A 24,960-nucleotide genomic window follows, 5' to 3' on the forward strand; every position below is an offset into this window, starting at 1 on the left:
GATACACCAGTTCCGTCACTCAGGGACATAGCGTCTCTACGGAGCGTGACTACGAGCGAATGGCGAACACTCCTTGCAGTCGTACGGCCTCGTAGTGCTACGCGCAACCGCTTTCAGTCGGCGGTCGCGACCACGTTCCGCAGGGGTTCTCCGGCCGCGAAAAGCGTCAACTGGTCCCGCAGCAGCCGCTTCGCACGGGGCAGGAAGGCAGAGCTGGGGCCACCGACGTGTGGAGTGATGAGTACGCCGGGAGCGTGCCACAGCGGATGCCCGGCGGGCAGGGGTTCCGGGTCGGTGACATCGAGCGCCGCGTACAGCCGTCCGGATTCCAGCTCGGCGAGCAACGCCCCGGTGTCGACGACTCCGCCGCGCGCGACGTTCACCAGCAGTGCGCCGTCCTTCATCCGCGCCAGGAACGTGCTTCCCACCAGGCCACGGGTGGCGTCGGTGAGCGGAGTCGCCAGCACGACGACGTCCGCGTCGGGCAGGTGGGCGGACAGGTCGGAGAGTGGATGCACAGGGCCGCGCACTGTGTCACGCGCGGTGCGTGCGATGCGTACGACCCGCGCACATTCAAAGGGTGTGAGCCGGTCTTCGATGGCACTGCCGATCGAACCATAGCCCACAATGAGGACCGATTTGTCGGCCAGCGCCGGCCGGAAGTCCGGCCGCCACTCCCCCGCTTCCTGGGCCCGGACGAAGCCGGGGATGTCGCGCAGCGCCGCGAGGATCAGGGTGAGCGCCAGCTCCGCGGTGCTGGCGTCGTGGAGCCCGCGGGCGTTGCACAGTTGGGCACCGGACGGCATGTCGGACAGCACGGGGAGCAGGTGCTCGACGCCGGCGGTGAGCGCCTGCACCACCCGTACCCGGCTCATCCGGGACAGCGGACGCAGGAGGACCTCCGCGCTCTTCATGTAGGGAACGGCATAGAAGGCGCACCGGGCGGGGTCGGCCGGGTAGTCGGGGCCGGCGTCCCAGTGGACGTAGTGGAGACCGTCGGGAAGGCCCTCGATCTCGTCGGGCGGGATCGGGAGCCATACGTCGTGCGCCTCGGTGCGCTGGTCTGCTGGTGCCATGGCCCGAGGCTATGCGAAGAGACGTTCTGTTCAGACGTTAGTTTGGTCTGGCCCTTGACCGGGGGCGAGGGGACGGAGGCACAACCAGGTGGAGCGCAGGACAATCGGTGCGGCGGCCCTCGAAGTGGGCGCCATCGGGCTCGGCTGTATGCCGATGAGCTGGGGGTACACCGAGTCGCAGCGCAGCTTGGACAGCTCGCTGCGGGCCGTGCACACCGCGCTGGACCGGGGCTGCAGCCTGCTGGACACCGCCGACATGTACGGCCCGTTCACCAATGAGCTGCTGGTGGGGCGGGTGCTCAAGGAGCGGCGGGCGGACGCGTTCGTGTCGACCAAGTGCGGACTGCTGGTGGGTGAGCAGCACATCGTGGCCAATGGGCGGCCCGGCTACGTCAAGCGGGCCTGCGATGCCTCGCTGCGCCGGCTGCAGACCGACCGTATCGATCTCTACCAGCTGCACCGGGCCGATCCCGAGGTGCCCGTCGAGGAGACCTGGGGGGCGATGGCGGAGCTGGTGGCGGCCGGGAAGGTGCGGTCGCTGGGGCTGTGCGCGGTGGGCGCGCGGGCGGTACGGCCGGCCCGCGCGGCCCGTACGGAGCGGCGGCCGGGCGGGCGGGCGCGTCCCAGGTCCCGGATGCACGACGGCACGCTGGCCCAACTGGAGCGGATCCAGCAGGTGTTCCCGGTCAGCAGTGTGCAGGCCGAGCTGTCGGTGTGGTCGCCGGAGGCGCTGGAGGCGCTGCTGCCGTGGTGCGCGTCGCGGGGCGTCGGCTTCCTGGCGGCGATGCCGCTGGGGAACGGCTATCTGACCGGCACCCTCACCCCGGGGCAGGGCTTCGAACCGGAGGACATTCGGGCCCGCCACCCCCGCTTCACCGCCGAGATGATGGCCGCGAACCAGCCGGTGGTGGCCGGGCTGCGGCGGGTCGGCGCCCGGTACGGCGCGACGCCCGGGCAGGTGGCGCTGGCGTGGGTACTGGCGCAGGGCCGGCATGTCGTGCCGGTACCGGGCACGAAGAAGGAACGCTGGGCCGCGCAGAACGCCAAGGCCGTGGATCTGACGCTCACCCGCGAGGATCTGGCGGAGATCGCCGCGCTGCCGCCGGCCCGCGGGTCCTGGTATTAGGGCCTGGCCGATGGGCCGCCGGCTCGGGGCGTGTGGGAGAAGTCCGGCCCGCCCCGCGACGCCCCGGGCGATTCATCGCTGCCCGTCCGTCAGCGGATTCCGTCGGCTCCCCGGCGTCCGTCCGGGGCGCACGCTGTCGGCTCAGGACGCCGGTGTGGGGGTGGGGCAGCCGGTGGTGATAGAGCCGACGGTGTCGGCGGCCAGTTCGGTGAACCACATGGAGCCGTCCGGGCCGGAGATGATGCGGTGGCCGACCGGGGCGGTGGTGGGCAGGGTGTAGCGGCTGGTGGTCAGGTCCGGGCGGACGCGGTCGATCAGTCCGGGCTGGTTGTACTGGACCCACAGGTTGGTCCTCGCCTGCAACAAGGGGAGGAGCCGGGCCCAGGCGCCCTCGCGCTGCTGCTCCCACGGCGCTCCGCCATGCGGTGGATCTCCGTGGCGGCGCCGCCACACGGGGGAAGCGGACCGCGCGCCGTCCTGCTCCCTACGCGTCGGGGATCCAGAACAGTGAGCCCATGGCGATCAGCGAGAGGAGTCCCACGACCCCGTTCGCGGCCCGGCCGTCTGCGCCGGATCATGGCAGGTGGGAGTGGCTTCGGCACGCACAAGGCGCGGCGGGGCGGCGCGCGATGTGGTGTTCTTGTCCACGCCCTGCCGACGAGAGGACCCCTGCCGTGCAACGCCGTTCCCAGACCGCCGTGTTGGCCGCCGCTTCGCTGCTCCTGGCAGCGGGCTGCTCGTCCGGCGGCGCGCAGCCCCAGGGCGGGGGCAGCTCCTCCGCCGCCCCGTCGAAGAGCTCCGGCGCCGCCGCCTCGCCGGGCGCCACCCCGTCGTCCACCGCACCGCCCGCCAAGGGTTCGGTGAAGGTGACCAGCACCCTGACCACCGGTCTCACAGCGCCGTGGGGCGTGGCGGTGCTGCCGGGCGGGGATCTGCTGGTCGCCTCCCGTGACACCGGAAAGATCGTCCGGGTCTCGGCGGACAACGGGAAGAAGACCGAGCTGGGGTCGGTGCCGGGGGTGGACCCGGGGGGCGAGGGCGGGCTGCTGGGGATCGCGGTGTCCTCGACGTTCGGTGCGGACCACCAGGTGTACGCGTACTTCACCACCGCGTCCGACAACCGCATCGCCCGCATGAACTACGACGAGAAGCGTCCGCCGGGCAATCAGCTGGGCGCGCCCGACACGATCTTCAAGGGCATCCCCAAGGGTCAGGTCCACAATGGCGGCCGGATCGCGTTCGGCCCGGACAAGATGCTCTACGCCGGCACCGGCGAGACCGGCGACACCGGGCTGGCCCAGGACAAGGACTCCCCGGCCGGCAAGATCCTGCGGATGACACCGGACGGCGAGCCGGCGCACGGCAACCCCGAGGCGGATTCGGTGGTGTACGACTACGGCCACCGCAATGTGCAGGGGCTGGCCTGGGACGACGACAAGCGGCTGTGGGCCTCGGAGTTCGGGCAGGACACCTGGGACGAGCTCAATCTCATCGAGCCGGGCAAGAACTACGGCTGGCCGGAGGTCGAGGGCCGGGCCAAGGGCGGGGCGAAGGGCCCCGGGTTCGTGAACCCGGTCGAGCAGTGGAAGACCGCGGACGCCTCGCCCAGCGGTATCGCCTACGCCAAGGGCTCGATCTGGATGGCCTCGCTGCGCGGCGAACGGCTGTGGCGGATCCCGCTGAACGGGACGAAGCCGGTGGCCGCTCCGCAGGCCTTCTTGAAGGGCACCTACGGACGGCTGCGGACCGTCGTGGCGGCCGGCGACGGTGCGTTGTGGCTGGTCACCAGCAACACGGACGGACGGGGCACGCCGCACAAGGGCGATGACCGGATTCTCCGCCTCACAGTGAGCTGATCCGGCAGATCCCCTTTCCGGTTGTCCTGCCTACACTCGGGGGGCCAGGGGGACGGGTGCGCTCACGCCGAAGAGGGGGCAGGGCACCATGTTCAACATCGCGGAGGAACTGTTCGCACCGGGGCGCAAACACACCGACGAGGAGCGGCAGAAGATGTCGCTCGTCGTCGATGACGTGGGCGACGGCGATCCCGGGAAGGGCCCGATCGATCTCTCCTCGGGCACCGTCGTCGTCAGGACGGCCCCGCCGCGGCCGGACGAGACCCCGCGGTCCCAGGCCCCGAACCCGGACCCGGACCCGGACCCGTCCTAGCCGGGCGTCGGCTCGCCGAACAGGCGCAGGCGGTGCGCCACCGCGCCCGCCTCGCCCCGGCCGGAGACGCCCAGCTTGGCAAGGATGTTGGAGACATGGACGCTGGCCGTCTTCGGGGAGATGAACAGGGCGTCGGCTATCTGGCGGTTGCTGCGGCCGTCGGCGACGAGCCGCAGCACATCGCGTTCGCGCGGGGTCAGACCGAGGGATTCGACGGGGGCGGCGCCGGAGGGTGCGGACGCCTCGGCGGCAGCGCGGCCGTTACCGGTGGACGTCCCGGCCGTGGCCGCCGGTGTCAGGCCCGGCAGGGGGATACGGGCCCGCTGGGCGAGGAGTTCGAGTTCGTCGGCGAGCGGGCGGGCGCCCATCGTCACGGCGGCGGTGTGCGCCTGGGTGAGCAGGAGGACGGCGGCCTCGCGCGGGGTGCGGCCGTGCAGTCCGGTGGTGGCCCGCTCGCTGCCGTGGAGGAGTGATTCGGCCCAGCGGTAGCAGGCCCGGGCGAGTTCGTGCGGGCGCTCCAGGGGCTCGAAGGCGGCGACCGCCCCGGCCCAGGCGTCGGGGGTCTCGCGGCCCTCGGCACGGCGGAGTTCGGCGTCGACCGCGAGGCCGTACGCCGACCAGACCGGGCTGAGCTGCGGCAGCCGCTTGGCGGCGTCCCGGATGCGGGCGAGGATCGCGGCCCGGCCGGGCTCGGCGGCGGGCAGTCCGCGGGCGTCCGCTTCGGCGGTGGTGGCCGCCCACAGCAGCGGCCAGGCATAGCGCTGGGTGCCGGGCGGAAAGCCGGCGTCCAGGGCCTGCTGGAGGATGCTGCGGGCATCGAGGAGGCGGCCCTGGCGGGCGGCGACGCGCAGGGCGTGCTGCGCCATGACGATGGCGTGCTGCGGCTGGGGATCGTGGGTGCCGTAGTGCTCCTGGGCGACGGCCAGTTCGCGCTCGGCCTCGGCGAGGTCTCCCTCGTTCAGCGCGAGATCGATGCGCCGGCTGGCGGCCAGGGCGATGGCCCGGTGGCTCTGCGCGAGGCGGCGGGCGTCGGCCACGGCCCGGCCCGCCTCCTCCCAGCGGCCCAGTGACTGCAGGGATTCGGCGCGGTTGCCCAGGACCCAGCTGGTGCTGTCCTTGAGGCCGTAGCGGGTGGTGAGTTCGACGCCCCGCTCGGTGACCTCGACGGCTTCGCGGGAGCGGCCGACGCCTTCCAGGGCGGACGGGAGGTTGGTATGGCCGCGGGCGATGACGGCGAAGTAGCCGCGGCTGACGGCGCGGTCCAGGCTCGTCCGGAAGTCGGTGAGGCCTTCGTCGACCTCGCCGGAGTCGACCCGCAGCCCCGCCAGGGTCAGCCGGGAGTTGAGCTCGGCCTCTTCGTCGCCGACCAACTGGGCGAGTTCCACGGCGCGTTCGGCCGTGGTGAAGGTGTCCGGTCCCGGCTCGTGCAGGACCGCCCAGCTGGCGACGGCGGCCATCACCTCGGCGTGCACGGAGGACGGCGGCAGCCCGCGCACCAGCTCCTGTGCGGTGCCCAGGTCATCCCAGCCGTTTCCGCGGCCGGTGCCCTGGCAGAGCCGGGAGCGCTGTACCAGGAACCATGCCTTGCGCAGGGTGTCGTTCTCGTCGCGCAGCGAGCGCAGGGCGCGCCGGGTGATCGTGAAGGCGCGTTCGTTGTCACCGGACAGCCGGGCGGCCACCGCGATCTCGGCGAGCAGGTCGAGGAAGCTCAGGGCGTCGCCGTCGTGGCAGCCGCAGGCCGGATACGCCTCGGCGTAGTCGACCGGGCGCACCCCTTGGCGGACCTCCGTGGGCGCGTCGTCCCACAGCTCCAGGGCGCGCTCCAGCAGCCGCAGTTGTTCGGCGTAGGCATGGCGGCGGCGGGCCTGGACGGAGGCGGCGAGGACGGCGGGCAGGGCCTTGGCGGCGTCGTGGGCCTTGTACCAGTAGCTGGCCAGCCGGGCGGCGCCGGCCTCGGCGCGGACCAGGGAGGGGTTGGCCTCCAAGGCCTGGGCGTAGCGGCGGTTGAGGCGGGTGCGCTCACCGGGCAGCAGGTCGTCGACGACGGCCTCGCGGGCGAGGGCGTGCCGGAAGCGGTAGCCCGTGCCGTCCTGGGTGGGTACGAGGGTGTTGCTGCCGACGGCCGCCCGCAGCGCCTCGATGAGGTCGTCCTCGGGCATCCGGCAGACGGCGGCGAGGAGTTCGTGTTCGACCGTGGAGCCGCCCTCGGCGGCCGTGCGCACCACCCGCTGGGCGTCTTCGGGCAGCGCCTCGACGCGCACCAGCAGCAGATCGCGCAGGGGGTCGCTGAGGCCGTGCAGAGCGCCGTCGGCGAGGCCGCGGGCCAGTTCCTCGACGAAGAAGGCGTTGCCCTCCGAGCGCTTGTAGACCCGGTCGACGGTGTCCTCTTCGGGGTCGCTGCCGTTGATCCCGGCGATCTGGGAGCGGACCTCCTCGCGGTTGAAGCGGGCCAGCTCGACGCGCCGGACCGTGCGCATCCGGTCGATCTCGGCGAGGAAGGGGCGCAGCGGGTGGCGGCGGTGGATGTCGTCCGAGCGATAGGTCGCCACCAGGAGGACGCTGGCGTCGTGCAGGGCCTTCAGGAGGTAGGCGAGCAGCTCGCGGGTGGAGCGGTCGGCCCAGTGGAGGTCCTCGACGACGATGACCAGGGTGCGGTGCGCGGCGAGCCGCTCCAGGAGGCGGGCGGTCAGCTCGAAGAGGCGGGCGCGGCCGATCTCCTCGTCGTGGGCCTCGCCGGGGGTCTCGCCCAGTTCGGGCAGGATGCGGGAGAGTTCGCCCTCCTGGCCGGCGACGGCGGCGGCCAGCTCGTCGCGCAGATGCCAGTTGAGGGTGTGCAGGATCGCGGAGAACGGGGCGAAGGGCAGGCCTTCGGAGCCGATCTCGATGCAGCCGCCGAGTGCGACGAGCGCACCGCGGGCGCGGGCGGACTCGCCGAACTCCTCGATGAGACGGGTCTTTCCGACCCCTGCCTCACCCCCGATCAGCAGGGCCTGGGGCTCGCCGGATGCCGCGATGCGGTCGAGCGCGTCCCCCAGCACGGCGAGTTCGGCCGCGCGGCCGACGAACACGGGACTGACGGACCTGGTCTCCACGCTGCCGAGCATGGCACAGGGGTCCGACAATCCGGCAGTGGATTTCGGTAAGCGGAATGAGTGGCCCGTGACGCGGAACGCCCGGCCCGGTGCGGTGAGCACCTGGGGCCGGGCGTGCGGCGGTCGGGCCGGCTGCGGTGCCGGCGTGTGGCGTGGCACGGGAGTCTCGCGGTCAGGCGGTGGCGCGGCGTACCCGCGCCCGCCGGCCCCGCGCACTCACCCGCCCTTCGGGTTCGTTCGCCCCGGATCGGGCGGCGCCGCGGGTCTCGGTCGCCTCGCGCACCAGGCGCCGCCGGGCGGCCTCGCGGCGCAGCTCTTCATAGCGGACCCGGAGCTCCAGTTCGGAGTGGTACATGGTGTCTCCCCTGACGGCGGTGAGGTGCTGCCCCGACGTTTTGCCGAGTGGCTCCAGCCTCGTCGCCAAGGGGGGTCCGCCACATCGGGAGAGTTCCCGATCTCCGGCCCGTACGGTCCTTAGGAACCGGTACCGGCGGACGGGCGGATACCTAGGGCCGGTGTCCGGGGGCCGTAGGGACCCCGGACACCGGCCGCGGTGAAGGTCAGTGGGGGCACGCCGGATCCTGCTCCGCCGTCTTCACCGACTGGCTGTAGGCGCCGCAGGCGACGACCGCTTCGGGACCGGAGGCCGCCTGCCTGAGGATCACCAGGGTCTTGTGCTCCGGGGGGCCGCTGCTGAACTCGGAGAACCGGACGAACCCGGTGGCGCCGTCGAAGCTGATGCCGTTCCTCAGCCCGGTCACGATGGACTGCCGGTAGACGCTGTTGCCCGTATGGGCCTCGTCCACCGCCTTGGAGAGGACGTGGAACGCGTCGTAGGAGACCGCGGAGTGTCCGTCCTGCCGCCAGGGGTCGTGCGCATAGTTCCGGTTGTAGAGGCGGACGAACTCCTGGGTCTTCGCGCTGGCTCGGGTGTCTTCCTCGGGCAGCCGGTGTGCGGAGTGGTACAGCCGGAGCCAGCCCTTTCCCGCGTACTCGCCGGTGAGTGCCACATTCGTCAGCTCATTGCCGCCGAGCACGGTGAGGCCGTTCTCGATGCAGGTCCCGTTGACGTTCATGGCGTTGACGAAGGCCGTGAAGTCCCGTGCCCGTGCGGTCCAGTAGACAGCGGTGTCCGGGTCGGCCTTCAGGGCCTGGCAGACCTGGCTGGCCAGCCGGTCCGGCGAGGTCGCCTTCTGTGTGCCCGCGGGTGTGCCGATGAGCTGTGAGCTCTGGGAGAAGTTGATGACCGTCTTGTCCCCCTTGAAGAACTGCTGGAACTTGTCGGCGAGGCTCTCGCTGTAGAGGTCGCCGGGGGTCCGTACGATCACCGCCTTGCCGGCGGGAACACACTCCACCGGCGCGTTCGGCTTGGCCTGCGCCGCCTTCGCCACGATGTTGGAACGGGAGGCGAAGGCGGCCTCGACGCGGGCCTCTTCGCTGTTGTCGGGGGTGAAGGGCCAGTAGGTGTCGCTGCGTTGCATCTCGTCCGCCGTCGCGGTCGTGCCGACCATCGGCATCTGGATGCCGGCCCGGCCCAGCAGTTCCACGGCGTCCCGCGTCTCCTTGGTGCTCTGCGCGAAGCCCAGGACGCCGACGATCTTCTCGTACTCCTCTCCGGAGTCCTCCTGCTTGACTTCCTGGATGAGGTGACGCACGGCGGGGACCGCGTTGCGGAAGCCCGCGCCGACCGGCCGTACCTCCACCCGCAGCGGTACCCGGGAGGAGTTCGAAGCGGCATCGTTGATCAGCCACTCCTGCCACATGGCGATCCCGCGCAGCTCGGGGATGGCCCCGTCGAAGATGGTGTCCCGGACGTCCGTCGGCGGGTCCGATTCGAAGACCACGACGGTACGCACCGCCCGGTCCTTGGCGTACTTCTCGGCGTCGCGGTTCTGCGCCTCGATGCGGTCCAGCGTCGCCCGGTACCACTCCTTCGGCTTCACTTCGACCATCTTGTTCTGACCGTCGGACGCGACCGGACGGTCCCCGCCGACGCACCTGGTGTCCGGCGGCGCGTCCCAGAAACTGGGGGCAGCCGCGCCGCCCACCAGGACCGCGGCCAGCGCGGTCAGTTCGACAGCGGTCACGGCGCGCCAGCCCATCATGAACTTCCGCGGCTGCACCGGGGGAATCTGCAGCCCGGGGCGCTCGAAGGGCTCGTCCTCCAGCGGCACCACGACCGGCCGCGGGTTGCTGGAGTGGAGCAGGCTGCTCGCCCGGCGGAGGTTGGTGCGTTCCACCCCCAGGTCCGACTGCAGGGAGCCGGAGGGCCTGCCGACCGCGATGACGAGCGGACCCGGTCCGTCCAGACCGGACTGGAGGGTGTGGAACGCGCGCAGGAACCGCTCCGCCGCGTCCGCCCCCGGGGCTCCCTCCGGCGGGATCTCCAGCAGCAGCACGGGGCGTGACACCCGGCGGCGGCGCTTGGGCAGCAGCCGCCCGACGGCCGGTTTTTCCAGATCCTCCAGCAGGGCGCGCAGCAGGAGGAGTTCGAGGGCGGCGAGTCCCTCCTTGTGCCGGGGATGATCGGGTTCCAGGCTGAGCCGGGGCGCCTGGCGGGCCCCTACCTGGTCGAGGAGTTCGAACACCGGCGCTCCGCCGGCGGTCGCGTTGAGGTGTTTGCCGAGCCAGCCGCTCCGTTTGGATCTCACCAGTCGCCGGTTCTGCCGGCGGGCCCAGATCCAGCGGGGCAGGGTCCGGGTCACCGAGTGCCAGACGAGGCCGACGAAGAAGCCGCGCACTCCGCCGATCGGTGCGGTGTCCGTGCCGCCCATGTGCCACAGCACGCCGGGGAGTCCGCCCCGTTCGGCGCGCTGCCGGTAGACGTGGTCGCGTAACTTGCGCGCCCCGAGCCCGCCGCTGCCGGCCCGGCTCTCCTGTATGTGGTCGACGGCGTCCGCCATCAGCCAGAAGTCGGGGAACCGGTCGGGGGCCGAGCGCCGGGGAATGTCGAACCCGAGCCCCGCGCCCGCCCGCACGCTCAGGAGCGGCACCTCTTCCTCGGCGTGCAGCACGGTATGGAGCACCCGCTTGTGCTCGGGGCCGAGGGCCCAGCGCAGTGCTTCCAGGACCCGGTGGGTGTGGGATTCCGGGGCGTTCGCCGACGTGGTCAGGATGAGCAGGGGCGGCTTGCTCTCCAGGAGGTCCCGCCGGGCGGGATTCACGGCGGTGCGGTACTCACGGATGAAGTAGTCCGCTCCGGCATCATCAGGGAAGGAAGGTGTTTCGACTGGGTTGTTCGCTGATCTCACCCCAACAGCCAACTGTTGATCTACGCACGGTAGTTACCCATGTTAGATCGGTGACCGTGAGGGCTCAATCAACTTGCGGATTCCCGTGTGACGCAGGGGAAGCGCACGGTCGCTCCGGCCGCCCGGGCGGCCGCACCGGGGCCGCCGCGTCCCCGCCGACGGCAGAAGACCCACCGGGCGGACCGGTGGGTCTTGGCGGGCGTCGGCCTCGGTGTCCTACGGAGCAGCAGGTCCGCCGCCACCGCCGGCCGGCATCTTGGGGACGGTGGGCATGCTGCCGAAGAGGTCGAGGTACATGCCCGCGGAGATCAGGATGCCCAGCGCACCCAGCGCCAGTCCGCCCCAGGCCACGGCCCGCACCCAGGTGGCGCGCGAGCGGGTGAGCACCACGGCGGCGGCGATCACGGCGAGGAGTGCGAAGAAGCCGTTGACCAGGGCATTGGTGTGCCAGGAGGCGCCGTAGACGGCGGAGATCTGCTCGGCGGCCTGGGCCTTGCCCGACTGGAGCTTGATCTGGCCCATCAGGTTCGCCCGCTCGGCCAGCGTCGTGCCGAGCCAGGTGCCGGAGACGGACGCGACACCGAGCCCCGCGGCGACGACGGCACCGGCGCCGGCGGCGATCCCGGTGGACGTCGTCACGGGGGCGGTGTCCGGGCCGTTGCCGGGCTCGTCGGTGCCGTCGCCCGCGTCGAGGTCACTGGCCTCGTCCTGCGCGGCGAGAGCGGCGTTGTCATCGGCCTGCTCGTCGGCCTTGGCGGCGGCCTTCCCGGCCGCCTCGGCCTCGGTGGCCTCCGGAATCGCGGCTGTCTCCGTGGCGGCCTGGGCCGGCACGGTCGTCTCGTCGTCGGTCTGCTTCTCGGTCGTCCTGGTACCCATGGGCGCGACGGTAGGTGCCGTGTCTGAGAGTCGGATGAGAACCGCGGCGGCGCACGGGCGGCGAAGGGCGACACGCCGGCTGCGGACACCGTGCACGGGGCGGTCCGCGGGAGGTCGCCCGGGCGCCGGACCTACACCTGCACCAGCGGTTTCTCCCCGTCCTGGGGGCCGGGCAGCCGCACCCCGGCCGGCTCCGGCGGCGGCTCGATGCTGATCCGGGGCAGCCACCGGTCGAGCCAGGACGGCAGCCACCAGTTGGCGCCGCCCAGCAGATGCATCAGGGCGGGCACCAGCAGTGTGCGGAGCACAAAGGCGTCCAGGGCGACGGCGCAGGCCAGGCCGATGCCGAACATCGCGATGATCCGGTCGCCGCTGAGGACGAAGGCGCCGAACACCGCGATCATGATGACCGCCGCCGAGTTGATCACCCGGCTGGTCTCGGCGAGGCCGACCCGTACCGCCCGGCGGTTGTCGTGCGTCAGCTGCCACTCCTCGTACATCCGGGAGACCAGGAACACCTGGTAGTCCATGGACAGGCCGAAGAGCACCGACACCATGATGACCGGCAGGAACGGTTCGATCGGGCCGGCGCTGCCCAGCCCCAGCAGTTCGCTGCCCCAGCCCCACTGGAAGACCGCGACCACGATCCCGAAGGACGAGGCCACGGCTGCGACGTTCATCAGCGCGGCCTTGAGCGGAATGCCGATGCTGCGGAAGGCGAGCAGCAGCAGGACCGAGCCCAGGGCGATCACGACGCCGATGAAGAGCGGCAGCTTGCCGACGATGACGGCGGCGAAGTCGTCGTAGCCGGCGGTGATCCCGCCGACCTGCACCCGCAGCGTGGTCGCGCCGCCGGCCTCGGGCAGCACCTCCGTCCGCAGGCGTTCCACCAGGTCGGAGGTCTGCCGGGACTGCGGTGAGCTGGTGGGGACGACGGTGATCACGCCGGTGCCGTGGCCGCCGTCGAACACGGGACGGCTGACCCCGGCGACGCCGGGCGTGTCCCGCAGCCGGTGCGGCAGCTTCTCGAACGCGATCCGGTCCTTGGCGCCGTCCATCGTGCCGACGAGCGTCAGCGGCCCGTTGAAGCCGGGCCCGAAGCCGCTCCCGTGACCGGCGCCGGGGCCGTCGCCCGCAAGCAGGTCGTACGCCTTGCGGGTGGTCGACGTGGCCGGGTTGTTGCCCTGGTCGGAGGTGCCCAGATGCAGACCGAAGGTCGGCAGGGCCAGGGCGAGCATGACGGCCGCCGCCACGGCGCCCAGCAGCTTGGGGTGCCGCTCGACGAAGCCGGACCAGCGGGCGGCGATACCGGTGGGCCGCTCGGGCCGCGGTCCGTGCTCGGCCAGCCGGCGGCGCTCACGGCGGCTCAGCGCCCGCATCCCGATCAGTCCGAGGAGCGCCGGCAGCAGGGTGACGGCGGCGGCCACGGTCAGCACGACGGTGAGCGAGGCGGCGAGGGCGACACCGTTGAGGAAGCTCAGCCGCAGGATCAGCATGCCCAGCAGCGCGATACAGACGGTGGCACCGGCGAAGACGACCGCACGCCCGGACACCGCGAGGGCCCGGGTGGCGGCCTCGTCGACCGGCAGGCCCTCGCGGAGGCCCTTGCGGTGCCGGGTGACGATGAACAGCGCATAGTCGATGCCGACGCCGAGCCCGATCAGCATGCCGAGCATCGGGGCGAAGTCGGCGACGGTCATGGCGTGGCTGAACAGGGTGATACCGCCCGAGGCGGTGCCGACGGCGGCGAGCGCGGTGATGATCGGCAGGAAGGTCGCGGCGAGCGATCCGAAGGCGAGGAAGAGCACCACGGCCGCGGCGCACAGCCCGATGATTTCCGGGAGCTGAGCGCGTGGCGCCTCGGTCAGCGCGATACCGGCGCCGCCCAGCTCGATCTGGAGGCCCGGCCGGGACGCGGCCTGCGCGGTGTCGACGACCTTCTGGACCTGCGCGGCGTCCAGGTCGTCGGTGGGCCGGTCGAAGAGCACGGAGGCGTAGGCGGTGTGCCCGTCCTTGCTGATCTGCCGCGCGCCGGGGCCGTCGGCCGGTGTGCCGTAGGGGCTCTCCACCTCGGAGACGCCGGGCAGCCCGGCGATCTTCGCCAGGGTGTGCCGCATCGTCTTCTCCACGGCGCCGGAGCGCACCGTCCCGGAGTCCGTGTGCCACACGAGGGTGCCGCTGTCCCCGGAGCGGCCCGGGAAGGCCTTCGCCATCCGGGCGCTCGCCTGCCCGGATTCGGTCCCGGGCACCTCGTAGTTGTTCGAGTACGCGGCCCCCGTCACCCCCGCGGCCACGGCGACCCCCGCGAAGGCGGCGAGCCAGAGCACGATCACCACGATGCGGCGCCTGAGACACCACCGAGCCAGAGCGGTCACGGACCTCGTCTGCTTCCCGGGTTGTGCGTCGATATCTCCCGAGGGCGGGCGGTGCCGAGCGCGGATGTACGGGGCGGGGCGGGCCGCCGCACGCCCAAAAGCGGAAGCGTCCGGTCCACCTCTCCGGAGCAGAATCTCAGCCGGAAGAGATCCTTTGACCTCTTTGTGGACTTCCCCACAAAAGAGCCGGGAAGGGGAACTCGTCCCCGCCCCCGCCCGTACACCGTGTCTCAGCCGGTGACCGACTCCTTGCCGTTCTCGACATGCCCCATCAGCCGGCGGCGGAAGGACCGGTCCTCGGCGACCGTGAGTTCGAGGTCGTACCAGCCGTGCGCGTCCGCGGCGGGATGCGCGACGGTGCGGCTGCCGCCGGCCTTCACCCGCACCGTGCGCGGCGCGGTGTCCGCGTAGGCCAGCGGTGCGAGGGTGACGGTCAGCTCGGTGCGGCTGTGGTTGATGACGGTCAGATGGAGCTCCTGCCGCCCGGCGTCGATCCGCGTGCTGATCCTGACGGCCGCGGCCGCGCCCTGTCCGGTACCGGCGAACTCCCGCCGGAAGCCGTTCGGCCCGGTCACCGTGAAGCGGTACGTGCCGTCCCTCACCGGCACCTCCCACTCCCCTCTCCCCTGCACCTCCCGGTGCTGCGGCGCGTCACATTCCTTCGCGTACGGATAGAGCGCCAGATGCGCGGAGGCCTTACCGGCGTTGCGGACGCCCATCCGGAAGACCGAGGCGCCCGGGTCGAAGCCGCCGTCGGCGTCCGGCTGGTAGGGCAGCGCCCTGGCCGGGCGGCTGCCGCGCTCCTGCTGCGGCAGCGCCTGCCGGGCCGGCGGCTGCGGCGCCCACCGCTCGCTGAACGCCGGTATCGCGCCGGGCTGCCGCACCGACGGCTGCCTGCGCCCGCGGGAGAAGTCGAAGGCGGCGGTCAGATCGCCGCACACGGTCCGCCGCCAGGCGCTGATGTTCGGCTCCTCGATCCCCGTCCAGCGCTCCAGGAACCGGGTGACCGAGGTGTGGTCGAAGACCTGGGAGCAGGCGTAGCCGCCGACCGTCCACGGCGAGATGACGATCATCGGCACCCGGATGCCCAGACCGGTCGGCTGGCCGTCCCAGAATTCCCCGTCGGTCCCGGCGGGCGGCACCGGCGGCGGCACATGGTCGAAGAACCCGTCGTTCTCGTCGTAGGTCAGGAAGAGCGCGGTGTGCCGCCAGACGTCCGGGTTCCTGCCGAGCGCGTCCAGCACCTTGTAGACGAGGGTGGCGCTCTCGACCGGGGAGGAGGAGCCCGGGTGTTCGGAGTCCGCGGCGGACGGCACGAGGTACGACACCTCGGGCAGCGTGCCGCGCGCCACATCCGCGGCGAACGCGGCCGCCGTGGAGCCCGGCTCCCCCCGCCGCAGCGCCCGCTCGAACAGGCTCCGCTCCGCGCGGCTCAGGGCCGTGACGCCCTCCTCCAGCAGCCCCTGCAGCCGCGTGCGCCCGGCCTCGTCGGCGCCCGCCACCTTCCCGTAGAAGGCGGTCATGTGCTGCACCCCGTCCACCTTGGCCAGGGCCTTCTTCGCGACCGCCTTGAAGCTCGCGTAGAACTCCAGGTTGTTGTCGGTGAAGTTGTCCCACTCCTGGTAGACCCGCCAGCTGCGGCCGGCCTTCTCCAGCCGCTCGGCGTAGGTGGTCCAGGTGTAGCCGGTGTGGGTGTTCTCCTCGTAGGCGTCGTTGCCCACCGCCCGCGTCCCGTTGGGCTCGTACCCCGTCCATCCGCTTACCAGGTGGTTGCGGTTGGGGCTGGTGGAGGAGTGGATCGAGGAGTGGTAGGCGTCGCAGACGGTGAAGGTGTCCGCGAGCTCGTAGTGCAGCGGGATGTCCTGCCGGTCGTAGTGCGCCATGGTGGCGGCGGTCTTGGCGGTGACCCAGCCGTTCATCCAGCCGCCGTTCCACGCCACCGCCCCGCCGAACCAGCTGTGGTCCAGCGCGCCGATGTACTGCAGCTCCTTCCGCTGCGCGGCGGCCGCCGCACGCACCGCGAACGGCAGGACGGTGCCGAGGCCCAGCCACCCCGGCTGCTCGTAGACGCTCCGGCCGCCGGGCAGCTCGACCGCATTGCGGTCGGCGTAGCCGCGCACCCCGCGCAGCATCCCGAAGTAGTGGTCGAAGGAGCGGTTCTCCTGCATCAGCACGACGACGTGCTTGATGTCGGTGAGTCCGCCCCCGCCGCGCGCCGGCCGCGCCGCGTCGTCCGCCAGTGCCTGCTGCAGCGACGGCGGCAGCAGCGACCCGGCCATTGCCGCACCTGCCGCTGCCGCGCCAACTCCCAGTACGCGTCTGCGAGATATCTCCGGTGCCACGCCCGACCTCCCAGTTGGCGATCCATCCGTCGGCCAAGGGGCTGCACGCAGCCCGTGGGGATGGTGCGCCGGGGACGCTAACGGACCGCCGTGACCGGCGATAGGCAGCGGGGTGACAACTTCACGCACCGACGCCCCCTGGCCGGGAGCGGACGGGGAGACCGCGACGGGGTCACGTTCAGCACCTCGCTGATGATCCGTAAGCTCCCTGTCGAAGGCGGCGAGAGCTCCGTCTTCGCCGACTCCGGCGAGGAGTTGCTCACCCCCTCACTCACCCGGCGACCTGCTGCTCGGGGCCGACCGCCGCACCCTGCACTCCGTCACCCCGCCGGTGCGCCCGGTGGACGCGACGGCTCCCGCGCACCGCGACGTCCTGGTGGCCGCCTTCACCGCCCGCCGACCGGTCACACCGACGGGCCCCGGCACCCCGCCCTCGCGGAGTGCCGGGGCCGGCCTGACTCCCCCACGAACCAAGGACCTCACCACCATGACCACCCTGACCTCCCGCACCGCATCCCCCGGCAACCGGCCCCTCTGGCTCATCGATGTGCCCGTCGTCCTGGTGGCCGTGGTCTGGGGTTCCAGCTACCTGGCCGCCAAGGAGCTGGCCACCGGTACCACCGTCATCGCCCTGCTCCTGCTGCGGTTCGTGGTGGCCACGCCGGTGATGGCGGTGGTCGCGGGCCGCGGGATCACCCGGCTGAGCGGCCGGGAGGTCGCCGCGGGCGCGGTTCTCGGCATACTCCTGTCGGGCGTGCTGGTGCTGGAGACGTTCGGGGTGGTGCACACCTCGGCGACCAACGCGGGCCTCCTCATCAGCCTGACCATGATCTTCACCCCGCTCGCGGAGGGCGTGGCCACCCGCACCCGGCCCACCGGGGCGTTCATCGGCGCGGCGGCGCTGTCCGTGACCGGTGTGGCCCTGCTGACCCAGGGTTCGGGGTTCACCGCCCCGTCGTCCGGCGACCTCCTGATGCTGCTTGCGGCCGTCGCCCGCACCGTGCACGTGATGGCCATGAGCCGTATGAAGGCGGTCCGTTCGACCGACTCGGGGGCGCTGACCGTCGTCCAGTTCGCCACCGCCGTCCTCGTCTTCGCGCTCGCCTCGCCGTTCGCCGCCGTCTCGCCGGTGGACGCCGCGGCCGCCTACTCCCCCCAGCAGTGGGCCGCGCTCCTCCACCTGGCGCTGATGTGCACGCTGTTCGCCTTCTTCGTCCAGATGTGGGCGGTGCGCCGGACCTCCCCGTCCCGGGTGAGCCTGCTGCTGGGCACCGAGCCGCTCTGGGCCGCCGTGATCGGCGTCGCCGTCGGCGGGGACCGGCCCGGCCCGCTCGGCGCGATCGGGGCGGCCCTCGTGCTCATCGGTACGACGTGGGGCCGGCAGGCCATGGCGCCACCGGCCGCCGCGGAGGACCGGCCGGCCGCCGCATCCCAGCCGACCGGGGCGGTCTGACCCGGCAACCACAGCCGGCCGGGAGCGCGGCCTCGGACGCAGATGCGGAGGCCGCTACGGGACGAAGACGCCCCTCAAGGCAGAGCTGCGCCCGAGGGACCGGCGGATACGCAAGGTCTCCCGCTCCGGCCACCACTCACCCCACCGGCCACCACTCACACCACACGATCTTGCCCGGATTGCGCTCTCCGACCCCCCATTTGTCCGCGAGAGCGTTCACCAGCAACAGCCCCCGCCCGGACTCCCCCGCGCCACCGTCACCCGGCATCGGAATCCGCGGCTCCCCGTCCCCGCTGTCGTGCACCTCGACGCGCAACAGCCCGTCCTCACCCAGCAACAGACGCAGCCGGTACTCACGACCGGCCGGAACGCCGTGCAGCAGGGCATTGGTGGCCAGTTCGCTCACACACAGCAGAACGTCCTCCGCCCGGCGCTCCAGGTCCCAGTCGGCGAGCGCGGTACGGGCGAACTCCCTGGCCAGCGACACGGATCGGCGCTCACGCCGGTAGCACACCGAACGGGTGCAGAGTGTCTGGATCTCCTTGTGCATGGCGCCACTGTCACAGTGCGTAACTATGCTGGACCACAGTGTCAGGTCGTACAGATCCGCTGTACGACTTCTGGCTGTGTCATGCCGTCGCAGGGAGGGGAAGGCAGAGCGCATGCACCCGGCGAACAAACCGAAGAGGATCACTTCCTGGCATGTGATCGGCGCCCAGCTGAGTCACTTCCGCAGGGCCGCCCGCATCACCCAGCCCGCACTGGCCGAGCGGGTGGGACTGCACGAGGACACCATCGGCTCGATCGAGCAGGGCCGCCGACCACTGAAGCTCGACCTGGCCGAGACACTGGACGAACTCCTCGACACCAAGGGGGCGTTGGCGGTCGCGGTGGCGAAGGTCCCGGAACGGGAAAAGCTGCCCGCGTTCGTCCAGGACCTGGTGGAGCACGAGGAGGAGGCGCTGACACTGCTGTCGTACCAGAACCAGGTGGTGCCTGGGTTGTTGCAGACGGAGCCGTACGCCCGAGCAGCATTCGACTCCCTCTACCCGCCGCTGGACGAAGGCCAGGCCGAGGAATGGGTCTCCGGCCGCCTCAGCCGACAGAAGCTGCTGGAGCGTAAAGCGCCTCGGCCCATGCTCAACTTCATCTTGGAAGAGGTGGTACTCCACCGGCCGATCGGCAGCCCGGAGATCCTGCGCGCCCAGCTCCGCCATCTCCGGTCCTGCGCCGAACTCCCCTTCTTAGGGCTTCAGATCATGCCGACGGCCCGGCGCTCCCATGCCTCCCTGGACGGCCCGCTGGTCCTGCTGGAGACACCCGAACACGAGCATCTCGCCTACATCGAAGCGCAACGGATCAGCTTCCTGGTCGATGATCCGGACGAGGTCAGTGTGTACCAACAGAAATATGGGATGCTGCGGTCGCAGGCCCTCACCCCTGAGGAGACGAAGAGCCTGCTGGACGACTTGCTAGGAGAGTCATGACCAGCGCAGCAGCCCAGCCCTTGTCTCACGGTCTCAACTGGTTCAAGTCCAGCTACAGCGGCAGCGAAGGCGGCGACTGCCTCGAAGTGGCCACCTGCCCCCACGCCATCCACGTCCGCGACTCCAAGAACCCGGGCGGCCCGATACTCACGCTGAGCGCCACCGCCTGGGCAGCGTTCCTCGCCGACGTCTCCCACTGAACCGGGAAGCGGCCGGAGCAGGCCCGGCCGCGCCCGTCGGCGGCACCGCTAGTCGGCCCGCTTGACGCAGGTCTGGTCGTTGTCCGGCAGCTTGCCGGTAGCCAGGTACTGGTTGACCTTGCCGTCCACGCAGGTGTTGCCGTATTCGCCGTAGAGCGCGTGCCGGTTGGCGCCCTTGAGGGTGATCAGCTTGGTGCTCGGCAGCAGGCCGTGCAGGGCGAGACTGCTCTTGTACGTGACGCGCGGGTCACCGGTGGCGGCCACGATCAGCCCCGGGGCGTCGCGCCGCACCTGGGTGGGCTCCTCGCGCGGCCGGTCCCAGAAGGCGCACGGTCCGATGTTGTTGGTCAGCGGGCCGAACAGCGCATGCTCGGTGCGGCTGCGCTCGATGTCGCGCCAGTAGCGCTCGGGGTCGCGCGGGGCCGGCTTGTCCCCGCAGATGATCGCGGACTGCGCCATGGCGGATTTCGCATCCTCGCCGGTCAGCATGGTCCGCAGCGCTGCGGCGAACTGCGCGGACAGCCGGGTCGGCCGCCCGTCCGCGGCCTTGGCCAGTACGGACATCTGCTCGCCGAGGGCGGCCCGCCGCGGGTCGGTGTCGTCCGCGATCGCGCCGGTGATCAGGGACGGCACCTGGGTGTCGTCGAGGCGGAAGACCTCGGGGGCGGTGCCGACCGTCAGGCCGCGCGCGGACGCCGCGACAACGCTGCGGACCGTGGCGAGCACGTCGGCACGGGTACGGCCGAGACCGTAGGCGGCATGGCGGCGTGCTGCCCAGGCGGCCCAGTCGGAGAGCGCCTGCTCGTTCTGGGGCTCGGCGCCCTGGAGCAGCCGGGGTCCGTAGTCGCCCGGGGCGAGCGCCCCGTCGAGCACCGTCCGGTCGAAGCGGCCGGGGAACAACTGGGTGTACACCGTGCCCAAGTAGGTTCCGTAGGAGTAGCCCAAGTAGGAGATTTTCCGCTCGCCGAGCGCACCGCGGATGACGTCCATGTCGCGAGCCGTGTTGCGGGTGCTGATGTGCGGCAGCACCGTCGCGTTGGTGGCCCGGCACTTGTCGGCCAGGCCCTTCTGGAAGGTGACCTGCCGCTCGAAGCTCGCGCGGCTGAGACCGGCCGAGAGGATGCTGGTGCCGACGGACCAGCCGCAGTCCAGCGGGGTACTGCGTCCGACGAAGCGCGGGTCGAAGCCGATGATGTCGTAGCGCGGGCCGACCGCCTTCATCGCCTTGCGGACGTCCGGCGGGGAGTCGAGGGCGGTGCCGCCCGGGCCGCCGTTATTGAGGAGTATCGAGCCGATGCGGTGCCGGGTGTCGGTGGCCTTGAGCCGGGATATCGCGACGGTGATCGTTCGGCCCCGGGGGGCGGCGTAGTCCAGCGGCACGGTCACGTCCGCGCACTGCACGCCGGCCTTCTCCAGGTCATGGCCCATCGTGTCATCGGGGCCCTTGACGCAGCTGCCCCAGCCGAGGCGCTGCCGGTAGTAACGGTCGAGCCCAACCCCGGTGCCGTGGCCGGCGGTTGTCGCGGTGCGGTCGCGGTCCGCGGCGCGGGGCGCGGTGGCCGCGGCCACGGCGGGGGAAGCGGTGAGGCAGGCGGCGAGGGCGAGGCTCGCGGCTAAGGCCCGGCGCGGGGCCGGGCTGAGGGTGGTCAGCCTGTTCGGTTCATTCGGCCTGTTCGGTAGATATCTCACACCGTCAGACGCTAGAAGCGCGGCCGCCCGTACTCACTGCGGCTGTCCCCCCAATCTCAGTGGGGTCAACTCCACCAAGGGGCGCCCAGGGCCGGCCAGATCTTCGCCGCGGGCACCACAGCGAAGGCACCGAACAGACAGCGGAAGTGTGGAATGCTGCGCTCGCAGGCAGTCACCCCCGAGGAGACCATGTGCCTGCTGAACGAACTGTCAGGAGGGTCATGACCGGCGCAGCAGTCCCGCACACCTCTGACGATCTCCACTGGTTCAAGTCCAGCTACAGCGGCAGCGAAGGCGGCAACTGCGTAGAGGTGGCCACCTGCCCCTCCGCCCTCCACATCCGCGACTCAAAGAACCCCGACGGCCCCTCGCTCACGATGAGCGCAGCCGCCTGGGCCGCCTTCCTCGCGGACGTCTCCACCGGACCGGCGCCGGGGCAACGATGAAGCACCGTCGGCTCGGCACCCACGGGCCGGGCGTCTCCGCGCTCGGCCTGGGCTGCATGGGGATGTCGACCGCGTACGGCGTCCCGGACGACACGGAATCCGTGCGGACCCTCGACCGCGCGGTCGAGCTCGGCGTCACCCTGCTCGACACCGCGGACGCCTACGGTCGGGGCGCCAACGAGGAGTCCCTCGGCTGCACCCCGGCGCAGGCCGTCCTCGCCTGGCTGCTCGCCCAGGGCGAGGACATCGTGCCGATCCCCGGCACCAAGCGCCGTGGCTACCTGGACGAGAACGCGGCGGCGGCCGGTATCGAGCTCGGCCCGGAGCAGGCGGCCCGGCTCCGGGCGGCGGTGCCCGACGGCGCCGTGGCCGGGGAACGCTATCCGCTCGCCGCCCTGGAGCGCCTGGGCCACTGAGGCGGGCCGGGGACCGCCTCAGGCCGCGCCCGGATTCAGGCCGCGCCCGGAATTCCCGATGTGCCGCCGCCCGGCCTCAGTTTCCGGTCAACACGGGTGCCAGCTCCCGAAGTTGATCGATGCCCAGTCCGCGGTTCGTCGCCAGCGGCTGGATCGCCACATGATCGGCGCCCGCGTCATGGTGTTCCTGTACGCGCCGCCGTACGGCGTCCACATCGCCCCATGCCACGATCGCGTCCACCAGCCGGTCACTGCCGCCGCCCGCGAAGTCGTCGTCCCCGAAGCCGAGTCGGCGCAGACTGCCGGTGTAGTTCGGCAGCTGCAGATAGAAGCTCACATGGTGTTCGCGGGCCAGCGAGCGGGCCGTCGCGGGGTCGGACTCCAGCAGGACGGCCTGCTCGGGGGCGAGCAGCGGACCGGTGCCGAGGATCTCCCGGGCGCGGGCGGTGTGCTCGGGGGTGACGAAGTACGGGTGCGCACCGGCCGCCCGGTCCCTGGCCAGCTCCAGCATCTTCGGGCCGAGCGCCGCCAGCACCCGGGCCGGTGCCGGGTCGGCCACCGGGCCCTCGTACGGGGCCGCGTCCAGGGCGTCGAGATAGTCCCGCATGGCCGCGAGCGGTTTCGCGTACGTGTGGCCGCGCAGAGCGACCAGCGGAGCGTGGCTGGCTCCCAGGCCGAGCAGGAACCGGCCGTCGTACGCCTCGGCCAGGGTCTGCGCCGCGGCGTTCATGGCGGAGGCGTCCCGGACCCAGATGTTGGCGATGCCGGTGGCCACCGTGATCCGCTCGGTGGCGCCCAGCAGCAGTGCGGCCTGACTCACCGCCTCCGTGGCCGCCGCCTCCCCGAACCACAGGGCCCCGTACCCCAGTTGCTCGATCTCTGCCGCCGCCTGCCGGGCAGCGGCGGCCGGCACCCGACCGAGACCGCCGTGCCAGACACCGACCCGACCGATCCGCGAAGCAAGAGCGTGCTGCTGCACCGTTCCTCCACTGGCTGAGGGCAGTCCCGCCCGCATCCGTGGCGGAGGGACCTCTACTTGATCACAGCACGGCGGCGCGCCCCGGCATTCCTCGGCGGGGCCGATCGGGTGGGGCAGTACGGCGAAGCGGCCGCCCCTCCGGAGAGGGACGGCCGCTCAGCGCTACCGGATCGGCGGTGCGTCAGCCCTCGACGCCCAGCTTCTCCAGGCTGTGCTCGATTATTCCTTCGCGCCGAGGCGCTCAAGAATCAGCTCGCGCACCCGGGCCGCGTCCGCCTGGCCGCGGGTGGCCTTCATGACCGCGCCGACCAGGGCGCCGGCTGCGGCCACCTTGCCGCCGCGGATCTTGTCGGCGATGGCGGCGTTGGCGGCGATCGCCTCGTCGACGGCGGTGCCCAGGGCGCCCTCGTCGGAGACGACCTTCAGGCCGCGCTTCTCGACGACGGTGTCCGGGTCGCCCTCGCCGGCCAGCACGCCCTCGATGGTCTGGCGGGCCAGCTTGTCGTTGAGCGAGCCGTCGGCGACCAGCGCGGTGACCCGGGCGACCTGCTCGGGGGTGATCGGCAGGGCGGCCAGTTCCACGCCGTCCTCGTTGGCGCGGCGGGCCAGTTCGCCCATCCACCACTTACGGGCCGAGGCGGAGTCCGCGCCGGCGTCGACGGTGGCGGTGATCAGGTCGACCGCGCCCGCGTTGAGGATCGACTGCATGTCGTGCTCGGAGATGCCCCACTCCTCGCGCAGCCGGTTGCGGCGGACCCGCGGCAGCTCGGGGAGCGTGGCCCGCAGTTCCTCGACCCACTCCCGGGAGGGGGCCACCGGCACCAGGTCCGGCTCGGGGAAGTAGCGGTAGTCCTCGGCGTTGTCCTTGATGCGGCCGGCCGTGGTGGAGCCGTCCTCCTCGTGGAAGTGCCGGGTCTCCTGGATGATCGTGCCGCCGGAGGAGAGCACGGCGGCGTGCCGCTGGATCTCGAACCGGGCCGCACGCTCCACGGAGCGCAGGGAGTTGACGTTCTTGGTCTCCGAACGCGTACCGAACTTCTCGGTGCCCTGCGGACGCAGCGACAGGTTGACGTCGCAGCGCATCTGGCCCTGCTCCATCCGTGCCTCGGAGACGCCCAGCGCCTTGATGAGCTCGCGCAGTTCGGCGACGTACGCCTTGGCGACCTCGGGGGCCCGCTCGCCCGCGCCCTCGATGGGCTTGGTGACGATCTCGATGAGCGGGATACCGGCGCGGTTGTAGTCCAGGAGGGAGTGCCGGGCGCCGTGGATACGGCCGGTGGCGCCACCGATGTGGGTGGACTTGCCGGTGTCCTCCTCCATGTGGGCGCGCTCGATGTGCACCCGGAAGATCTCCCCGTCCTCCAGCTGTACGTCGAGGTAGCCGTCGAAGGCGATCGGCTCGTCGTACTGGGAGGTCTGGAAGTTCTTCGGCATGTCCGGATAGAAGTAGTTCTTCCGGGCGAAGCGGCACCACTCGGCGATCGAGCAGTTCAGCGCCAGGCCGATCTTGATCGCGGACTCGACGCCGATCGCGTTGACGACCGGCAGCGAGCCGGGCAGGCCCAGGCAGGTGGGGCAGGTCTGCGCATTGGCATCCGCGCCCAGGGTGGTGGAACACCCGCAGAACATCTTGGTCTTGGTGCCGAGCTCGACATGGACCTCCAGGCCCATGACGGGGTCGTACGTCGCGAGGGCGTCCTCGTACGACACCAGGTCAGTGACAGTCACGGTGAAACTTTCCCTCTCAGCCCAGCAGGACGTCGTCGTCGCCCAGGCGCTTCAGTTCGCGGTAGAGGATCGCCAGGCCGGTGACGATCGCCGCGGCCGAAACGGCGGCATCGATCAGTCGGAGCGTGTCGTTCTCCTGACGGGCCAGCTTGGCCTGCTTGGCGACGCTGAGGGCGCCGAACGCGGTGCTGCCGATCGACAGGTACAGGCCGCCCTTGGACTTCTTGAAGTTCTTGGCCTTCTTGGTCATGGCGC

At 71.7% G+C, this 24,960-nt stretch carries 21 protein-coding genes and 1 pseudogene; 9 read left to right on the plus strand and 13 right to left on the minus strand.

Annotation, left to right across the window (positions count from 1 at the left end; translation table 11 throughout):
- Positions 1-113: 113 nt before the first annotated feature.
- On the minus strand, positions 114-1,076 hold the full coding sequence (locus tag AB0C46_RS36300) for a 2-hydroxyacid dehydrogenase (protein ID WP_362833277.1): 963 nt from the start codon (positions 1,074-1,076) through the stop codon (positions 114-116).
- Positions 1,077-1,164: 88 nt separating this feature from the next.
- Between AB0C46_RS36300 and AB0C46_RS36305 the strand changes: the two genes are divergently transcribed.
- Positions 1,165-2,202, plus strand: a complete 1,038-nt coding sequence (locus AB0C46_RS36305) for an aldo/keto reductase (protein ID WP_362833278.1) — start codon at positions 1,165-1,167, stop codon at positions 2,200-2,202.
- Between the two features lie 141 nt (positions 2,203-2,343).
- On the opposite strand, the gene AB0C46_RS36310 is transcribed toward AB0C46_RS36305, so the two are convergent.
- Positions 2,344-2,655 (minus strand): hypothetical protein, encoded by a 312-nt coding sequence (locus AB0C46_RS36310; RefSeq protein WP_362833280.1) that lies wholly within the window; start codon positions 2,653-2,655, stop codon positions 2,344-2,346.
- A 221-nt stretch (positions 2,656-2,876) separates the two neighbouring features.
- Here AB0C46_RS36310 and AB0C46_RS36315 point away from each other — a divergent pair, with 221 nt between their 5' ends.
- Together AB0C46_RS36315 and AB0C46_RS36320 are read left to right on the plus strand one after the other, a co-directional pair.
- A complete protein-coding gene (locus AB0C46_RS36315; protein ID WP_362833282.1) occupies positions 2,877-4,058 on the plus strand; it encodes a PQQ-dependent sugar dehydrogenase in 1,182 nt (393 codons plus the stop codon).
- Positions 4,059-4,146: 88 nt separating this feature from the next.
- Positions 4,147-4,371: a DUF6191 domain-containing protein gene (locus AB0C46_RS36320; RefSeq protein WP_362833284.1), complete on the plus strand. Its 225-nt coding sequence runs from the start codon at positions 4,147-4,149 to the stop codon at positions 4,369-4,371.
- Here the strand turns inward: AB0C46_RS36320 and AB0C46_RS36325 are convergent.
- The 6 genes from AB0C46_RS36325 to AB0C46_RS36350 form a co-directional block, all read right to left on the minus strand.
- On the minus strand, positions 4,368-7,475 hold the full coding sequence (locus AB0C46_RS36325; RefSeq protein ID WP_362833321.1) for an AAA family ATPase: 3,108 nt from the start codon (positions 7,473-7,475) through the stop codon (positions 4,368-4,370). The two genes, AB0C46_RS36320 and AB0C46_RS36325, sit on opposite strands and share 4 nt — an antisense overlap.
- 160 nt (positions 7,476-7,635) lie before the next feature.
- Positions 7,636-7,818 (minus strand): hypothetical protein, encoded by a 183-nt coding sequence (locus AB0C46_RS36330; RefSeq protein WP_362833286.1) that lies wholly within the window; start codon positions 7,816-7,818, stop codon positions 7,636-7,638.
- Between the two features lie 205 nt (positions 7,819-8,023).
- Positions 8,024-10,627, minus strand: a complete 2,604-nt coding sequence (locus AB0C46_RS36335; protein WP_362833287.1) for an ABC transporter substrate-binding protein — start codon at positions 10,625-10,627, stop codon at positions 8,024-8,026.
- A gap of 303 nt (positions 10,628-10,930) precedes the next feature.
- Positions 10,931-11,590 carry a hypothetical protein gene (locus AB0C46_RS36340; protein ID WP_362833289.1) on the minus strand — a complete coding sequence of 220 codons (660 nt, stop codon included), beginning with the start codon at positions 11,588-11,590 and terminating at the stop codon, positions 10,931-10,933.
- A gap of 131 nt (positions 11,591-11,721) precedes the next feature.
- Positions 11,722-13,965: an MMPL family transporter gene (locus AB0C46_RS36345; protein ID WP_362833290.1), complete on the minus strand. Its 2,244-nt coding sequence runs from the start codon at positions 13,963-13,965 to the stop codon at positions 11,722-11,724.
- Positions 13,966-14,195: 230 nt separating this feature from the next.
- On the minus strand, positions 14,196-16,307 hold the full coding sequence (locus AB0C46_RS36350; RefSeq protein WP_362833291.1) for a phosphocholine-specific phospholipase C: 2,112 nt from the start codon (positions 16,305-16,307) through the stop codon (positions 14,196-14,198).
- 283 nt (positions 16,308-16,590) lie between these two features.
- Between AB0C46_RS36350 and AB0C46_RS36355 the strand changes: the two are divergent.
- Both AB0C46_RS36355 and AB0C46_RS36360 read left to right on the plus strand, forming a co-directional pair.
- Positions 16,591-16,677: pseudogene (locus AB0C46_RS36355) on the plus strand (hypothetical protein); the annotation flags it as partial.
- A 117-nt stretch (positions 16,678-16,794) separates the two neighbouring features.
- The gene (locus tag AB0C46_RS36360) at positions 16,795-17,760 is read left to right on the plus strand and encodes a DMT family transporter (protein WP_362833292.1); all 966 of its coding nucleotides are present in this window, start codon (positions 16,795-16,797) and stop codon (positions 17,758-17,760) included.
- Positions 17,761-17,896: 136 nt separating this feature from the next.
- Here AB0C46_RS36360 and AB0C46_RS36365 read toward each other — a convergent pair whose 3' ends face one another.
- Complete coding sequence (locus AB0C46_RS36365; RefSeq protein ID WP_362833294.1) at positions 17,897-18,310, minus strand: ATP-binding protein; 414 nt, start codon at positions 18,308-18,310, stop codon at positions 17,897-17,899.
- A gap of 112 nt (positions 18,311-18,422) precedes the next feature.
- Here AB0C46_RS36365 and AB0C46_RS36370 point away from each other — a divergent pair, with 112 nt between their 5' ends.
- Both AB0C46_RS36370 and AB0C46_RS36375 read left to right on the plus strand, forming a co-directional pair.
- The gene (locus AB0C46_RS36370; RefSeq protein WP_362833295.1) at positions 18,423-19,247 is read left to right on the plus strand and encodes a helix-turn-helix transcriptional regulator; all 825 of its coding nucleotides are present in this window, start codon (positions 18,423-18,425) and stop codon (positions 19,245-19,247) included.
- Positions 19,244-19,447 (plus strand): DUF397 domain-containing protein, encoded by a 204-nt coding sequence (locus AB0C46_RS36375; RefSeq protein ID WP_362833296.1) that lies wholly within the window; start codon positions 19,244-19,246, stop codon positions 19,445-19,447. The genes AB0C46_RS36370 and AB0C46_RS36375 overlap by 4 nt, the downstream gene beginning before the upstream one ends.
- A 48-nt stretch (positions 19,448-19,495) precedes the next feature.
- On the opposite strand, the gene AB0C46_RS36380 is transcribed toward AB0C46_RS36375, so the two are convergent.
- Positions 19,496-21,097 (minus strand): alpha/beta fold hydrolase, encoded by a 1,602-nt coding sequence (locus tag AB0C46_RS36380; protein ID WP_362833323.1) that lies wholly within the window; start codon positions 21,095-21,097, stop codon positions 19,496-19,498.
- Positions 21,098-21,357: 260 nt separating this feature from the next.
- Between AB0C46_RS36380 and AB0C46_RS36385 the strand changes: the two genes are divergently transcribed.
- Both AB0C46_RS36385 and AB0C46_RS36390 read left to right on the plus strand, forming a co-directional pair.
- A complete protein-coding gene (locus tag AB0C46_RS36385; protein ID WP_362833298.1) occupies positions 21,358-21,582 on the plus strand; it encodes a DUF397 domain-containing protein in 225 nt (74 codons plus the stop codon).
- A complete protein-coding gene (locus tag AB0C46_RS36390; RefSeq protein WP_362833300.1) occupies positions 21,579-21,998 on the plus strand; it encodes an aldo/keto reductase in 420 nt (139 codons plus the stop codon). Before AB0C46_RS36385 ends, AB0C46_RS36390 begins: the two co-directional genes overlap by 4 nt.
- A gap of 76 nt (positions 21,999-22,074) precedes the next feature.
- Here AB0C46_RS36390 and AB0C46_RS36395 read toward each other — a convergent pair whose 3' ends face one another.
- The 3 genes from AB0C46_RS36395 to AB0C46_RS36405 form a co-directional block, all read right to left on the minus strand.
- Positions 22,075-22,977, minus strand: a complete 903-nt coding sequence (locus AB0C46_RS36395; protein WP_362833302.1) for an LLM class F420-dependent oxidoreductase — start codon at positions 22,975-22,977, stop codon at positions 22,075-22,077.
- A 219-nt stretch (positions 22,978-23,196) separates the two neighbouring features.
- Complete coding sequence (gatB, locus tag AB0C46_RS36400) at positions 23,197-24,705, minus strand: Asp-tRNA(Asn)/Glu-tRNA(Gln) amidotransferase subunit GatB (protein ID WP_362833303.1); 1,509 nt, start codon at positions 24,703-24,705, stop codon at positions 23,197-23,199.
- 16 nt (positions 24,706-24,721) lie between these two features.
- On the minus strand, positions 24,722-24,955 hold the full coding sequence (locus AB0C46_RS36405) for a hypothetical protein (RefSeq protein WP_030087700.1): 234 nt from the start codon (positions 24,953-24,955) through the stop codon (positions 24,722-24,724).
- Positions 24,956-24,960 lie beyond the last annotated feature (5 nt).

Source organism: Streptomyces sp. NPDC048637 (assembly GCF_040650675.1).
In the GTDB taxonomy this organism is placed as follows: domain Bacteria; phylum Actinomycetota; class Actinomycetes; order Streptomycetales; family Streptomycetaceae; genus Streptomyces.

Coding starts and splice junctions, on each gene's coding strand:
- AB0C46_RS36300 (WP_362833277.1), bottom strand. CDS start 1,076: ATGGCACCAGCAGACCAGCGCACCGAGGCGCACGACGTATGGCTCCCG.
- AB0C46_RS36320 (WP_362833284.1), top strand. CDS start 4,147: ATGTTCAACATCGCGGAGGAACTGTTCGCACCGGGGCGCAAACACACC.
- AB0C46_RS36325 (WP_362833321.1), bottom strand. CDS start 7,475: ATGCTCGGCAGCGTGGAGACCAGGTCCGTCAGTCCCGTGTTCGTCGGC.
- AB0C46_RS36330 (WP_362833286.1), bottom strand. CDS start 7,818: ATGTACCACTCCGAACTGGAGCTCCGGGTCCGCTATGAAGAGCTGCGC.
- AB0C46_RS36340 (WP_362833289.1), bottom strand. CDS start 11,590: ATGGGTACCAGGACGACCGAGAAGCAGACCGACGACGAGACGACCGTG.
- AB0C46_RS36360 (WP_362833292.1), top strand. CDS start 16,795: ATGACCACCCTGACCTCCCGCACCGCATCCCCCGGCAACCGGCCCCTC.
- AB0C46_RS36365 (WP_362833294.1), bottom strand. CDS start 18,310: ATGCACAAGGAGATCCAGACACTCTGCACCCGTTCGGTGTGCTACCGG.
- AB0C46_RS36370 (WP_362833295.1), top strand. CDS start 18,423: ATGCACCCGGCGAACAAACCGAAGAGGATCACTTCCTGGCATGTGATC.
- AB0C46_RS36375 (WP_362833296.1), top strand. CDS start 19,244: ATGACCAGCGCAGCAGCCCAGCCCTTGTCTCACGGTCTCAACTGGTTC.
- AB0C46_RS36385 (WP_362833298.1), top strand. CDS start 21,358: ATGACCGGCGCAGCAGTCCCGCACACCTCTGACGATCTCCACTGGTTC.
- AB0C46_RS36390 (WP_362833300.1), top strand. CDS start 21,579: ATGAAGCACCGTCGGCTCGGCACCCACGGGCCGGGCGTCTCCGCGCTC.
- AB0C46_RS36405 (WP_030087700.1), bottom strand. CDS start 24,955: ATGACCAAGAAGGCCAAGAACTTCAAGAAGTCCAAGGGCGGCCTGTAC.